Source organism: Actinacidiphila sp. bgisy144 (genome assembly GCF_057708105.1).
The window spans coordinates 1-14,588 of sequence record NZ_JBYIRM010000061.1 but is presented as its reverse complement, the minus strand read 5'-3'; the positions used below and the strand labels follow the sequence as shown (position 1 = coordinate 14,588).

Annotated in this window: 3 protein-coding genes and 1 pseudogene; 1 reads left to right on the top strand and 3 read right to left on the bottom strand. The window is 75.1% G+C overall.

The features are described 5' to 3' along the window. Positions 1–32: 32 nt before the first annotated feature. The 3 genes from AC3EVP_RS36250 to ccrA are packed head-to-tail and all read right to left on the bottom strand — an operon-like array spanning position 33 to position 4,225. Complete coding sequence (locus AC3EVP_RS36250) at positions 33–1,043, bottom strand: beta-ketoacyl-ACP synthase III (RefSeq protein WP_435137866.1); 1,011 nt, start codon at positions 1,041–1,043, stop codon at positions 33–35. Then, entirely contained in the window at positions 1,043–2,854 is a 1,812-nt protein-coding gene (locus AC3EVP_RS36245) for a fatty acyl-AMP ligase (RefSeq protein WP_435137869.1), read from the bottom strand. The genes AC3EVP_RS36250 and AC3EVP_RS36245 overlap by 1 nt, the downstream gene beginning before the upstream one ends. A gap of 39 nt (positions 2,855–2,893) precedes the next feature. After that, on the bottom strand, positions 2,894–4,225 hold the full coding sequence (ccrA, locus tag AC3EVP_RS36240) for a crotonyl-CoA carboxylase/reductase (protein ID WP_335984064.1): 1,332 nt from the start codon (positions 4,223–4,225) through the stop codon (positions 2,894–2,896). Between the two features lie 760 nt (positions 4,226–4,985). Here ccrA and AC3EVP_RS36235 point away from each other — a divergent pair. Further along, a pseudogene (locus AC3EVP_RS36235) lies at positions 4,986–14,588 on the top strand (type I polyketide synthase); the annotation flags it as partial.

Here is a 14,588-nt window from a genome sequence, read left to right as displayed (position 1 = left end):
GCGGCCCTCCCCCCCCCGTCCGCCGGGCCCGCTCAGGGCAGGGCGACCACCAGGGCGCCGTGGTTGAGCCCGGCGCCGAAGCCCGCGAGCAGCGCGAGGTCGCCGCTGCCGGCGCGGCCCTGCGCCAACATGCGCTCCATCGCCATCGGGATCGACGCCGCCGAGGTGTTGCCGGTGTCCACCACGTCGCGGGCCACCGCCACGTGCGGTGGCAGGCCGAGCGCGGCCGCCGCCGACTCGACGATCCGCAGGTTGGCCTGGTGCGGGATGAAGGCGCCCAGCTGCGACGGGGAGGTGCCGGCCGCGGCCAGCGCCCGGCGGCACAGGTCGGGGACCAGCCCGATCGCCCACCGGTAGACGGCAGGGCCGTTCATCCGCAGCGTCGGCCAGGGCGTGGCGCCGTCCCGCAGCTCCAGCCACGACGCGGAGTGCGTGATCGTCTCCTTCTGCCCGCCGTCGGCGCCCCACACCACCGGGCCGATCCCGGGGGTGTCGGACCGGCCGACCACCGCCGCGCCGGCGCCGTCGCCGAACAGGAACGCGGTGGCCCGGTCGCGCGGGTCCACGATGTCGCTCATCCGCTCCGAGCCGGCCACCAGTACGTGCCGGCAGGCCCCGGTCCTGATCAGCCCGTCGGCCAGGGCGAGGCAGTGCACGAAGCCGGCGCAGGCCGCGCTCACGTCCATCGCCGCGGCCGCCGCGGCGCCGGCCTGGTGCGCGACCTGCGGTGCGGCCGCGGGCGACTGCTCCAGGTGGGACATGGTGGCCAGCAGCACCAGGTCGATGTCCTCGGCGGCCACCCCGGACTGGGCGAGCGCCTTGAGCGACGCGGCGACCGCCATCGCGACGACGGTCTCCTCCGCGTCGGCGAAGCGGCGCGTGACGATCCCGGAGTGCCGCCTGATCCACTCGTCGCTGGAGTCGATCAGCGGGACGAGTTCGTCGTTCGGCACCACCCGGCCGGGCCGGTAGGCGCCGACGCCCAGGATGCGCGAGCCGCCCGCCGAGGTGGCCGTACCCAGCGAGGTGACCGTGCCTGCCATCACGCCTCCCGTGCCGGTGCCGGTGCCGGTGTTGGTGCGGGTTCAGGTGCGGCTTCCGGTGCGGCCGCCCGCCGGGGCGCCGCCGCCGTCACCGGGCCGAACTCGCCGTCCAGGTAGCGGCTGCGGGCCAGCCGGCGCTGCACCTTGCCGCTGGAGGTCTTCGGCAGCGCCCCGCGGCGCAGCACCACCACCTCGTCGACCTTCAGCCGCTGCCGGTCCCAGACGGACGCGCGCACCCGGGCCCGCAGCGCGTCGGCGCCGCCGTTGCGCAGCGCCCGCCCGTCGGCCTCCACCAGCAGGACGAGCCGCTCGGTGCTCCCGTCGTCCAGGGCGAAGGCCGCCGCGCAGTTGGGGCGCAGTGCCTGGTCGCCGAGTTCGGCCGACAGCTCGATGTCCTGCGGGTAGAAGTTGCGGCCCTGGTGGATGACCACGTCCTTCAGCCGCCCGGCGACGAAGACCTCCCCGTCGTGCACGAACCCCAGGTCGCCGGTCCGCAGCCAGGTGCCGTCCGCGCCGCGTCCGGCGAGCACCGCGCCGAAGGCGGCGGCGCTCTCGGCCGGGCGGCCGTGGTAACCGCGGGCGACGCAGGGGCCGTTGATCCACAGCTCGCCGACCCGCCCGGGCGGCTGCTCGCTGCCGCGCTCGGGGTCCACCACGGCCACCCGCGTGGTCGGCGCGGGCGCACCGCACCCCATCAGCGGCACGCCGTCCCCGGCCGCCGCGCCGGTCAGCGGCACCACCCGGCCGTCCTGGAGCGCCCCGGCGTCGACCCGCAGCAGTGTGGGCACCCGGTCGGCCGGACTGCCGCTGAGCTTGAGGGTGTTCTCGGCCAGGCCGTACCCCGGGCACATGGCCTGCGGCCGGAACCCGGCGGGCGCGTAGGCGGCGGTGAAGTCCCGTACGGTCGCCCAGCGCACCGGCTCGGCGCCGTTGACCGCGACCCGCCAGGACGACAGGTCGAGGCCGGCCGCCACGGTGTCCGCGGCGACACGCGCGCACAGCTCGTAGGCGAAGCTGGGCGCGGCGGCGTGGGTGCCGCGGAAGCGGGAGATCGCCTCCAGCCAGCGCGCGGGCCGCCGGATGAACGCCTGGGGCGCCATCAGGTAGGCCGGGACGCCGGTGAACAGCGGCAGCACCACGCCGAAGAGCAGGCCCATGTCATGGAAGAGCGGCAGCCAGTTCACGACGGTCCCGTCCGACCCCACCGGCCACAGCGCCACGGTCTCCGCGACGTTGGCGCGGAAGTTGGCGTGGGTGACCTCGACGCCCTTGGGGTCGCCGGTGGAGCCGGAGGTGTACTGGAGCAGCGCCAGGTCGTCCGGGGCGGGCGGCCGCGGAGTCCACCCGGCGGGCGGGGCGTCCGGCAGCGCGGTGGTGTCGATCAGGGTCAGGCCGGTCAGCAGGTCGCCGAAGCGCTCCTCCAACTCCCGTTTGACCGCGGGGGTGGTGAGGATCGTCTTGGCGCCCGCGTCCTCGGCGATCCGGCGGGCCCGCTCCATGCCGCGGCGGCGAGTCGGCACCTGCACGGGCGCGCCCGCGGTCCCGGCGTACATGCAGCCGAGCAGGGCGGCGACGAACTCCAGGCCGGACGGGTAGAGCAGCAGCGCGGTGCCGCCGGCGAGCCCGGCCGCCTCCAGGGCGGCCGCCCGGGCGCGGGCCGCCCGGTCCAGCGCGCCGTAGGTCAGGGTCTCCTCGGGGTTCTCGCCGTCGCGCAGGAAGACGTACGCGACGGCGTCGGGCTGCTGCTCGCTCCTGGCCCGCAGCGCCTCGGGCAGGGTGCGGGCGACCTCGGCCGGTAAGGCGAGTTCCATGGCGGTCACGTGGGGCACACCTCCTGTTGCGGGCCCGCCCTACGCGGACCGGAGCGGGTTGAGCGTGTGCTCACCCAGCCGGGCGCGCAGTTGCGGGTCGGTGACGCCGAGGCCCTCCTCGGGGGCCATGCACAGCACACCGACCTTGCCGGTGTGCCCGTTCGTCTGCACCAGCCGGGTCGCCTCGCCCGCTTCGGCCAGCGGGTACACCGCGGACAGCACCGGGGAGAGCTTGCCGAGCCGGCTCAGCCGCATCGCCTCGGTGGCCTCGGCGAGGTTCATGCCGTGGCTGCCGATGATGCGCTTGAGGTTCATCCACAGGTAGCGGTTGTCGTAGTGGTGCTCGTAGCCGGAGCTGGAACCGCAGGTGACGACGGCGCCGCCGCGGCGGGCCACGATCACCGACATGCCGAAGGTGGCCCGGCCGATGTAGTCGAAGACGATGTGCGGGTCCTCGCCGACCTCCTGGCGGATCGCGCGGCCCAGCCGCTTGGCGAGCTTCACCGTGGCGGCCCCCGGTTCCGGCTGGGAGCCGATGCCGATCTCCTGGCGGTTGATCACCACGTCGCAGCCGAGCCGGCGGGCGAGTTCCGCCTTGGGCTCGGAGCTGACCACGCCGACGGGCACGCCGCCGCCGTTCTTGACCATCTGCACGGCGAACGAGCCGAGCCCGCCGGTCGCGCCCCAGATCAGCACCACGTCGCCCTGCTTCATCCGGGCGCCGTGCTCGCCGATCAGCATCCGGTAGGCGGTGCCGCCGCACAGCGGGATGCAGGCTGCCTCCTCCCAGCTGAGGTGGCCGGGCTTGGGCATGAGCTGACCGGCGCGGACCACCGCGTAGTGCGCCATGCCGCCGAAGTTGGTCTCGTAGCCCCACGCTTGCATGTCGGAGAGCAGGCTGTCGGCGTGCGTCCTGGGGTCTTCGGCGTCGGCGAGCACGGGGGAGACGGAGACGTGGTCGCCGACGTGCCAGCGGCGCACCCCGGAGCCGGTGCGGACGATCACGCCCGCGGCGTCGGAGCCGAGCACGTGGTAGGGCTGGTCGTGCCGGGCGTCCCAACCGCCGCCCTTGGCCAGCCGCTTGAGCGCGTCGAAGGTGGAGATCGGCTCGAACATCGCCGACCACACGGTGTTGTAGTTGACGGAGCTGGCCATCACCGCCACCAGCACCTCGTCGGGCGCCAGTTCCGGCATCGGCACCCGGCCCACGCGCACCGCCTGGCGGACGTCCTTGGCGGCACTGTCCATGCCCATGAACACGCCCGCGTCCTCCTGCCGCAGATGCGCCGCGAGGTATTCCTCGGGCACCGGCAAGCGGCTCAACTCGTCCGGGTCGGCACCCCGGAGAACTGCCTCGGTCATGGGTTCCATGTAGCCTCACCTCGGGCCGGACGAAATTCCTGGCGTGCAGGACGACAAGGACGAATTTACGGGAGCGGGCAAGTGGCCCGACACCCCTAACATTCGTCCCCGAAGGCGTCCGGAGAAGCGCCGACCGGTCATGGGCGCCGCCTATTTCCGCGGGGCCGGGGGCAATAGTGGCCCGGCGGCGCGGCGGCTACTGTTCAGTACGGCGCAACGGATCATCCCGTGCCCGCCGCCACGGCCGGAACCCCTAACTCCGGGCCCGGCCGTCACCCCTAGCCCGCGCCTCACCCCTAACGCCCCACCGCCGCCAACTGCCCCTTCCCGGCCAGCTCAAGCGGGGTGCGGCGGTACCGCGCAACGCCCGACGCGCACTCCCGCGGGCCCGGCCGCGGCACCCCGCGACGCTACCGAGGGTAAGAAAGGGACCCCGCCGCAAAGCCGGCGCCCGCATCCCGTTCCTAGGGGGCGGATAGGGGGACCGGGGCGGTCGGGAGCCTGGGTAGCCTACCGGGAAACGAGATGCCGCGTACGCCTGGCACGGAGCACACGGAGAATCCGCGACGGTTCTCGACGGACCGTCAGGACGGGTTCTTCCGGCGGCTTCTCGTTTTCCTGATATGCCGACCGTGTATCGGACGTCGACCGGCTCGGGGCCGTGGGAGCGATAGTGAGTGACGACAAGTCCTTCGAGTATCTGAAGAAAGTGACTTCGGAGCTCAAGCGAACCCGGAACCGGCTCTCGGAACTCGAGTCGAAATCCCGGGAACCGCTCGCCGTCGTCGGCATGGCCTGCCGCTTCCCCGGCGGGGTGACCGGCCCCGACGACCTGTGGCGGCTGGTCGCCTCCGGCACCGACGCCGTCTCGGTCTTCCCCGCCGACCGCGGCTGGGACGTCGAGCAGCTGCACGACCCCACCGGGCAGCGCCCGAACACCTCCCTCACCCGCGAGGGCGGATTCCTCACCGCGGCCGCGGACTTCGACGCCGGGTTCTTCGGCATCTCCCCCCGCGAGGCGCTGGCGATGGACCCGCAGCAGCGGCTGCTGCTGGAGGTGTCCTGGGAGGCCCTGGAGCACGCCGGGATCGACCCGCGCACCCTCGCCGGCTCGTCCACCGGCGTCTTCACCGGCCTGATGTACCACGACTACCCGGCCTCCGACCAGCCCGACGCCACCGAGGGCACCGGCTCGGCGGGCCTGGGCGCCAACGGCGCCGTCGCCTCCGGCCGGGTCTCCTACGTCCTGGGCCTGGAGGGCCCGGCCGTCACCGTGGACACCGCCTGCTCCTCGTCGCTGGTGGCGATGCACTGGGCCGGGCAGGCGCTGCGCTCCGGCGAATGCACCCTCGCCCTGGCCGGCGGCGTGACCGTGATGGCGACCCCCAGCACCTACGTGGAGTTCAGCCGGCAGGGCGGCGCCGTCTCACCCGACGGCCGCTGCCGGGCCTTCGCCGAGACCGCCGACGGCACCGGCTTCAGCGAGGGCGTCGGCGTCCTCGTGCTGGAGCGGCTGTCCGACGCGCGGCGCAACGGCCACGAGGTGCTGGCGGTCGTCCGCTCCAGCGCCGTCAACCAGGACGGCGCCTCCAACGGCCTCACCGCGCCCAACGGCCCCGCCCAGCAGCGCGTCATCCGCCAGGCACTGGCCGCCGCGGGCCTCACGCCGGCCGACGTGGACGCCGTCGAGGCGCACGGCACCGGCACCACGCTCGGCGACCCCATCGAGGCACAGGCGCTGCTGGCCACCTACGGGCAGGGCCGCCCCGACGACCAGCCGCTGTGGCTCGGCTCCATCAAGTCCAACATCGGCCACACCCAGGCCGCCGCCGGCGTCGCCGGGGTCATCAAGATGATCGAGGCGATGCGCCACGGCGCGCTGCCCCCCACCCTCCACGCCGACCAGCCCACCTCGCACGTCGACTGGACCTCCGGCCAGGTGCGGCTGCTGACGGACCACCGGCCCTGGCCGCGGACCGGGCGCCCGCGCCGCGCGGCCGTCTCCTCCTTCGGCGTGTCCGGCACCAACGCCCACGTCATCCTCGAAGCCGATGCCCCGGCGGAGCCCGCAGCCGCACCCGTAGACGTCGTAGACGCCGCCGGCCCCGGCCTGTTCGCGCCCCGCACCAGCATGGCCTGGACGCTGTCCGCCCGCAGTGCCAAGGCCCTCGCCGGACAGGCGGGCCGCCTGCTGGCACGCGTCCAGGACGACCCCGGCCTCGACCCCGCCGACGTCGGCTGGTCGCTGCTGCACACCCGCGCCCTCTTCGACCACCGCGCCGTCGTCGTCGGCGCCGACCGGGACGAGTTGGTCGCGGGCCTGGCCGCACTCGCCGCCGGGGAGCCGGCCGCGAACGCCGTCACCGGCGCCGCCCGCACCGGCGGCCGAGCCGTGTTCGTCTACCCCGGCCAGGGCTCCCAGTGGGCCGGCATGGCCACCGAACTCCTCGCCACCTCACCGGTGTTCGCCGCGAAGGTCGAGGAGTGCGCCGAGGCGCTGGACCCGCTGGTCGACTGGTCGCTGCTGGACGTGCTGCGCCACCCCGAGCAGTCCGCGGACCTGCTCAAGCGCATCGACGTCTACCACCCGGTCTTCTTCACGATGATGGTCGCCCTCACCGAGGTCTGGCGCGCCATGGGCGTGGAGCCGGCCGCCGTCGTCGGGCACTCCCAGGGCGAGGTCGCCGCCGCCCACGTGGCCGGCGCGCTCTCGCTGACCGACGCCTACCGCGTGGTGCTCGTACGCGGCAACATCTTCGAGAACGTCCTGTTCGGCACCGGCGCCATCGCCACCGTCAAACTCGGCCAGGCCGCCGTAGAGGAGCAGATCGCCAAGTACGCCGAGCTGTACGTCTCGGGCGTCAACTCCGGCTCCGCGGTCACCGTCTCCGGCAGCATGGCCGACGTCACCGCCTACCTCGCCGAGTGCGCCGCCGCCGGCGTGCCCGCCCGCATCCTCGGCGAGGCAGCCTCCCACTCGCCCGCCCTGGAGCCGCTGCGGACACGGCTGCTCGACGAACTGTCCTTCGTCCGGCCCCGGGCCGGCAGCATCCCGATGTACTCCACCGTCGACGCCGCCCTCGTCGACACCGCCACGCTCGACGCCGAGTACTGGTACCGCAACCTGCGCTCGCCGGTGCTGTTCGAGCAGACCACCCGCGCCATGGTCGAGGACGGCTTCGGCGCGTTCGTCGAGACCAGCGCCCACCCGGTCCTGACGGTGCCGCTCCAGGAGACCCTCGACACCCACTACCCCGACCTCGCCGCCGACGCGGCCGTCATCGGCACCCTGCGCCGCAACGAGGGCGGCCCCGCCCGGATGCTGGCCTCGGCCGCCCACCTGTTCACGCACGGCGTGCCCGTCGTCTGGGACGGCCTGTTCACCGGGCACACCCCGCGCCGCGTCGACCTGCCCACGTACGCCTTCCAGCACCGCCGGTTCTGGAACGCGGGGCCGGAACCGGCCGCGGGCCGCGACCCGCTGGACGCGCTGTTCTGGGCCGACGTCGAAGGCGGACGGCTGGCCGGTGCGCTCGGCGTGGCCGACGAGGTCGCCGCCGAGCTGGCCCCGGCCCTGCTGGACTGGCGCGAGCGCCGCACGCGGGAAGCCGCCGCCGACGACTGGACCTACCGCCCGACCTGGGTGCCGGTCGACGGCCTGCGCCAGGGCCCGCCCGGCGGCCGCTGGCTCGTGGTCGCCGCCGACCCCGCCGACCCCTGGACCGCCGGCGTCGCCACCGCCCTCGGCCCGGACACCGCCGTCCTCGCCCATACCGACGCCACCGCGGAACACCTCGCCGGGCAGCGGTACGACGGCGTCGCCTGGCTGCCGCCCACCGGCGAAGACGGCCCCGCGGCCACCCTCCTGCTGGTCCAGGCGCTGCGCGCGGCCGGCCTTGCGGCACCGCTGTGGGTCCTCACCCGCGGCGCCGCCACCACCCGCCCCGGCGAGGCCACCGCCGGCATGTGGCAGGGCGCCGTCTGGGGCCTGGGCCGGGTCGCCGCCCTCGAACTGCCCGACCTGTGGGGCGGGTTGGCCGACCTGCCCGCGACCTACGACCCCGCCGCCGCGGCCCGCCTCGGCGGTGTGCTCACCGGCGGCCACGGCGAGGACCAACTCGCCGTACGCGCCTTCGGGGTGCTCGCCCGCCGGCTGACACGCGCCGCGGTGCACGGGACCGCCGAAGCGTGGACGACCAGCGGCACCGCCCTGGTCACCGGCGGCACCGGCGGCCTCGGCGCCCACGTCGCCCGCTGGCTCGCCGAACGCGGCGCCGAGCACCTGGTGCTGCTCTCCCGCCGCGGCCCGGACGCGCCCGGCGCGGCCGAACTGCGCACCGAACTGGAGCAGTCCGGCGTACGCGTCAGCGTGCACGCCTGCGACGTTGCCGACCGGGCGGCCATGACCGCCGTCCTCGCCGCGATACCGCACGACATGCCGCTGCGCACGGTCGTGCACGCCGCGGGCGTCGGCAGCGCACTGACACCGGTGGCGGACCTCACGCCCGACCAGCTCGCGTTCGAACTGCGGGTCAAGGGCGAAGGGGCGCTGCTGCTGGACGAGTTGACCGCCGGCACGGACTTGGACGCGTTCGTGCTGTTCTCCTCCGGCGCGGCCTCGTGGGGCGGCACGGGGCAGGGCGGTTACGCGGCGGGCAACGCCTGCCTGGACAGCCTCGCCGAGTACCGGCGCGCCCAGGGGCGGACCGCCACGTCGATCGCCTGGGGCGGCTGGGCCGGGCCCGGACTGACCGACATCGACGCCCAGTTCGTGGACTACCTGCGGCGCATGGGTGTGCTCGCCATGCAGCCGGACCTCGCGATCGCGGCCATGCAGCGCGTCCTGGAGCAGGACGAGACCGTGCTCACCGTCTCCGACATGGACTGGGCGAAGTTCGTCCCCGCCTTCACCCTGGCCCGCCCGAGCAACCTCTTCGCCCTGCTCCCCGAGGCGGCCCCGGCCGCAGGCGAGCCGTCCGAGGACGACGGAGACGGCTTCGCCGCCCGGGTCGCCGCCATGCCCGCCGCCGAACGGCGCGCCTACCTCACCACCCTGGTCCGCGACCACGCCGCCGCCGTCCTGGGACACAGCGGCGGCGACGAGATCGACCCCGGCCAGGCCTTCCGCGAGGTCGGCTTCGACTCCCTGACCGCCGTCGAACTGCGCAACCGGCTCCAGACCGCGACCGGCACCAGCCTGCCCGCCACCCTGGTCTTCGACTACCCCAGCGCCGCCCGGCTGGCCGGCCACCTCGCCGAGCGGTTCGGCGACGGGGCCGAGCAGGACCGCACCGCTCTGCCCGTACCCCAGCAGCTCACCGACGACCCGATCGCCGTGGTCGGCATGGCCTGCCGCTTCCCCGGCGGCGTCACCGGCCCCGACGAGCTGTGGCAGCTGGTCGCCTCCGGCACGGACGCCGTCTCGGGCTTCCCCGGCGACCGCGGCTGGGACCTCGACGCGCTCCACGACCCCGCCGGCTACCGCCCCGGCGCCTCGATCACCCGCGAAGGCGGATTCGTCGACTCCGCCACGGAGTTCGACGCGGGCTTCTTCGGGATCTCGCCGCGCGAGGCGCTGGCGATGGACCCGCAGCAGCGGCTGCTGCTGGAGGTGGCCTGGGAGTCGCTGGAGCACGCCGGGATCGACCCGGCCACCCTGGCCGGGAGCGCCACCGGCGTCTTCGTCGGCGCCGCCGCCTCCGGCTACCTGGAGGCCATCGACGACCTGCCCGAGACCGAGAGCCACCGCATGACCAGCGGGCTGCTCTCCGTGATCTCCGGCCGGCTGTCGTACGTGCTCGGGCTGGAGGGCCCGGCGGTCACCGTGGACACCGCGTGCTCCTCCTCGCTGGTGGCGATGCACTGGGCCGGGCAGGCGCTGCGCTCGGGCGAGTGCTCGCTCGCGCTGGCCGGCGGGGTCAACGTGCTGGTCAGCCCGGTCGGGTTCACCGAGTTCAGCCGCCAGGGCGGGCTGGCCCCCGACGGGCGGGTCAAGGCGTTCGCCGAGGCCGCCGACGGCACCAGCTGGTCGGAGGGCGCGGGCATCCTCGTCCTGGAGCGGCTGTCCGACGCGCGGCGCAACGGCCACGAGGTGCTGGCGGTCGTCCGCTCCAGCGCCGTCAACCAGGACGGCGCCTCCAACGGCCTGACCGCGCCGAACGGCCCCTCCCAACAGCGCGTCATCCGCCAGGCGCTGGCCGCCGGCTCGCTGTCGCCCTCCGAAGTGGACGTGGTGGAGGCGCACGGCACCGGCACGACGCTGGGCGACCCGATCGAGGCGCAGGCGCTGCTCGCGACCTACGGGCAGGGCCGCCCCGACGACCGGCCGCTGTGGCTGGGCACCATCAAGTCCAACATCGGCCACGCGCAGGCCGCCGCCGGCGCTGCCGGGGTCATCAAGATGGTGCAGGCCATCCGGCACGGCGCGCTGCCGCCCACCTTGAACGTGGACGAGCCGAGCACCCATGTGGACTGGACCGCAGGCCAGGTGCGGCTGCTCACCGAGCAGCAGCGGTGGCCGGAGACCGGGCGCCCGCGCCGCGCGGGCGTCTCCTCCTTCGGCGTGTCCGGCACCAACGCGCACGTGATCCTGGAGGCCGCGCCCCCGGTGGAGGCCGAGCCCCCGGTGGAAGCCGAGCCGGAGGGCGCCGGTCCGGACGATGCCGGTCTGGACGGCACCGCCGGCGAGCCGGGCACCGCGATCGGCACGCAGACCGTGTGGGTCGTCTCCGGGCGGTCGGCCGACGCCGTGGCCGCGCAGGCCGAACGGCTGCTGGCGCGCGTCGCGCAGGACGGCGGTCCGGACCCGGCCGACGTGGCGTACTCGCTGCTGCGGTCCCGCTCCCTCTTCGACCACCGCGCGGTGGTGGTCGGCGCCGATGCGGACGAACTGACGGCCGGGCTAAGGGCGTTGGCGGCCGGTGAGTCGGCTGCGGGTGTGGCACAGGGCGCGGCGCGCAACGGGCGCCGGGTGGCCGTGCTGTTCACCGGCCAGGGTGCGCAACGCCTCGGAATGGGGCGGGAGTTGTACGAGGAGTCCGAGGTGTTCGCTGCGGCCTTCGACGAGGTCGTGGCCGAGTTGGACCGGCACCTCGATGTCCCGCTGCGGGAGGTGGTGTGGGGTGAGGACGCTGATGGGCTGAACTCCACGGGGTGGGCGCAGCCGGCGCTGTTCGCGGTCGAGGTGGCGTTGTTCCGGTTGCTGGAGTCCTTCGGGGTGGGTGCGGACTATCTGCTCGGCCACTCCATTGGTGAGGTGGCGGCGGCTCATGTGGCGGGGGTCTTCGACCTGGCGGACGCCTGCCGGCTCGTGGCGGCGCGGGCGCGTTTGATGCAGGCGCTTCCGGCGGGTGGGGCGATGGTCGCGATCGCCGCGCCGGAGGAGGACGTACGGCCGCATCTGTCCGACGAGGTCTCGCTCGCGGCGGTCAACGCGCATGGCTCCGTGGTCGTTTCGGGCCACGAAGCCGCTGTCCTCGCCGTGCGGGAGCACTTCAAGGCGCTGGGCGTGAAGACGACCCGGTTGCGGGTCTCGCACGCGTTCCACTCCGCCCTGATGGACCCGATGCTGGCGGACTTCACCGCGGCGATCGCCGACGTGTCCTTCGCCGAGCCGCGCATCCCCGTGGTGTCGAACCTGACGGGTGAGCCCGCGGACATGACGTCCCCCACGTACTGGGCGCAGCAGGTCCGTTCGGCGGTCCGCTTCGCGGACGGGCTGGCCTGGCTGGCCGGGCAGGGCGTGGACACCTTCGTCGAGGCGGGCCCCGACGCGGTGCTGGCCGGGCTGGTGGAGCGGGAGGACGCCACCGCGGTGGCGTTGCAGCGCCGGGACCGGGCCGGCGGCCGTACCGTACTGCTGGCGCTGGCCCGGCTGTTCGCCGAAGGGGTGCCGGTCGGGTGGGACCGCCTGGTCGGCGGGGCCGGGCGGCGCCGGGTGGACCTGCCGACGTACGCCTTCCAGCGGCGGCGGTACTGGCCCGAGGGCGGCACGGGAGCGGCGGACGTGGCGGCCGCCGGGCTGGCGGCGGTCGCCCACCCGCTGCTGGGCGCGGTGGTGCCCTCGCCCGAGGGCGGCGGCGTGGTGTTCACGTCGCGGCTGTCTGTGGCCGCGCAGCCGTGGCTGGCCGACCACGCCGTGCAGGGCGCGGTGCTCTTCCCCGGCACCGGCTTCGTGGAGTTGGCGGTGCACGCCGCGGACGCGGTCGGCTGCGGCCGGGTCCGCGAGGTGATCGTGGAGGCGCCGCTGGTGCTGCCCGCGCGCGGCGGCGTCCAGGTGCAGGTCGTCGTCGGCGAGGCCGAGGACGGGCAGCGCCCGGTCACCGTGTACGCGCGCCCCGACGACGGCGCCGATCGGCCGTGGGTGCGGCACGCCAGCGGCGCCGTGGACAGCGCGGCGGGCGCGGCCGCGGCCGGCTTCGAGGCGCTGGCCGGGGTGTGGCCGCCGCCCGGCGCCGAGGAGTTGGCGACCGAGGGGATCTACCAGCGGATCGCCGAGCAGGGCTTCGTGTACGGCCCGTCGTTCCAGGGGCTGGCGCGGGCGTGGCGGCACGACGGGCATGTCTTCGCCGAAGTGGCCCTGCCCGAACCGCACTCGGGCCGGGCGGACGGCTTCGGCCTGCACCCGGCGCTGCTGGACGCGGTGATGCACGCGCTGGCGTTCGTGGACCTGGAGCCGGCGGAGTACGGCCGGCTGCCGTTCAGCTTCGGCGACGTGGCGCTGCACGCCTCCGGCGCGAGCCGGGTCCGGGCCTGCCTGACCAGGACCGGCCCCGAGGCGCTGTCGATCGCGGTCGCCGACGAGTCCGGTGACGCGGTGCTGTCGCTGGGGTCGCTGGTCGTCCGCCCGCTGACCCCGCAGGCGCTGACGTCCGCGGGCGGGGGCGGCGACGAGGCCGTACTCGCGCTGGAATGGCAGCCGTTGGAGGTGCGGGAGCCGCAGGCGGCGGACTGGGAGAGCGTGGCCGCCGGGGTGGTGGCCGGGCCCGGTGTGGCCGCGGACCTGCTGCCGGGCGCGGCACCGTACGCGCACGCCGGCCTGGTGGACCCGCAGGCGGACGCGGCGCTGCCTCTGGTGGTCGCGGTGGCCGGCGGCGCGGACCCGGTGCGCGGCGCGCACGAGGCGACCGGGTGGATGCTGGAGCAGCTCCAGACCTGGCAGTCCGGCGACCGGGAGCTGGTCGTGGTGACCTCGGGCGCGGTCGCCGCCGCTCCCGGCGAGAGGGTGGCGGACCTGGGCGCCGCGGCCGTGTGGGGCCTGGTGCGTTCGGCGCAGGCGGAGCAGCCGGGCCGGATCACCCTGGTCGACACCGACGCCGCCACCGGTCTGACGGCCGGGCTGCTCGCCGCCGTACGCGGCACCGGCGAACCCCAACTGGCCCTCCGCGCAGGCACCTTGCACGCGGCACGGCTGTCGCGGGCGGACACCGGGCTGGCCGTTCCGGAGGGCGGTGGTGCCTGGCACCTGGACTCCACCGCCAAGGGCACGCTGGAGAACCTGCGGCTGGTGCCCTTCCCGGCGGCCGAACGGCCGCTGGCCGGGGGCGAGATCAGGATCGCGGTGCGGGCGGCGGGGTTGAACTTCCGCGACGTCCTCAACGCGCTGGGCATGTACCCGGGCGAGGCGGGCCCGCTCGGCGGCGAAGTGGCCGGTGTCGTCACCGAGGTGGGCGCCGACGTGGCGGACCTGCGGGTCGGCGACCGCGTGATGGGCCTGAGCGACGGCGGGCTCGGCTCCGTGGCCGTCACCGACCGGCGGCTGGTCGCGCCGATCCCGGCGGGCTGGTCCTTCACCACGGCCGCGTCGGTGCCGACGGTGTTCCTCACCGCGTACTACGGCCTGGTGGACCTGGCCGGGCTGCGGCCGGGCGAGCGCGTCCTCGTGCACGCGGGTGCGGGCGGCGTCGGCATGGCCGCGCTGCAACTGGCCCGCCACCTGGGCGCCGAGGTCTTCACGACGGCGAGCGAGGGCAAGTGGCCCGCGCTGCGCGAACGCGGCGTCGACGCCGCGCACGTGGCGTCCTCGCGCACCCTGGACTTCGAGGACGCCTTCCGGCGGGCCACTGGCGGCCGGGGCGTGGACGTCGTACTGAACTCGCTGACCGGTGAGTTCATCGACGCCTCGATGCGGCTGATGCCGGGCGGCGGCCGGTTCGTCGAGATGGGCAAGGCCGACCTGCGGACCGACGAGCAGGTCGAGTCCGCCTACCCCGGCGTCAGCTACCACACCTACGACCTGGTGCAGGCCGGTCCCGACCGGGTCCAGCAGATGCTGCGCGAACTGGCCGGGCTGTTCGAGGCGGGCGCGATCGAGCCGCTGCCGACCGTGGAGTGGGAGGTGCGGCAGGCGCCGGAGGCGTTCCGGTTCATGAGT

Bases quoted from the DNA above. Each gene is read 5' to 3' on its own strand.
- AC3EVP_RS36250 (WP_435137866.1), bottom strand. From the start codon at position 1,043: ATGGCAGGCACGGTCACCTCGCTGGGTACGGCCACCTCGGCGGGCGGC.
- ccrA (WP_335984064.1), bottom strand. From the start codon at position 4,225: ATGGAACCCATGACCGAGGCAGTTCTCCGGGGTGCCGACCCGGACGAG.
- AC3EVP_RS36245 (WP_435137869.1), bottom strand. From the start codon at position 2,854: ATGGAACTCGCCTTACCGGCCGAGGTCGCCCGCACCCTGCCCGAGGCG.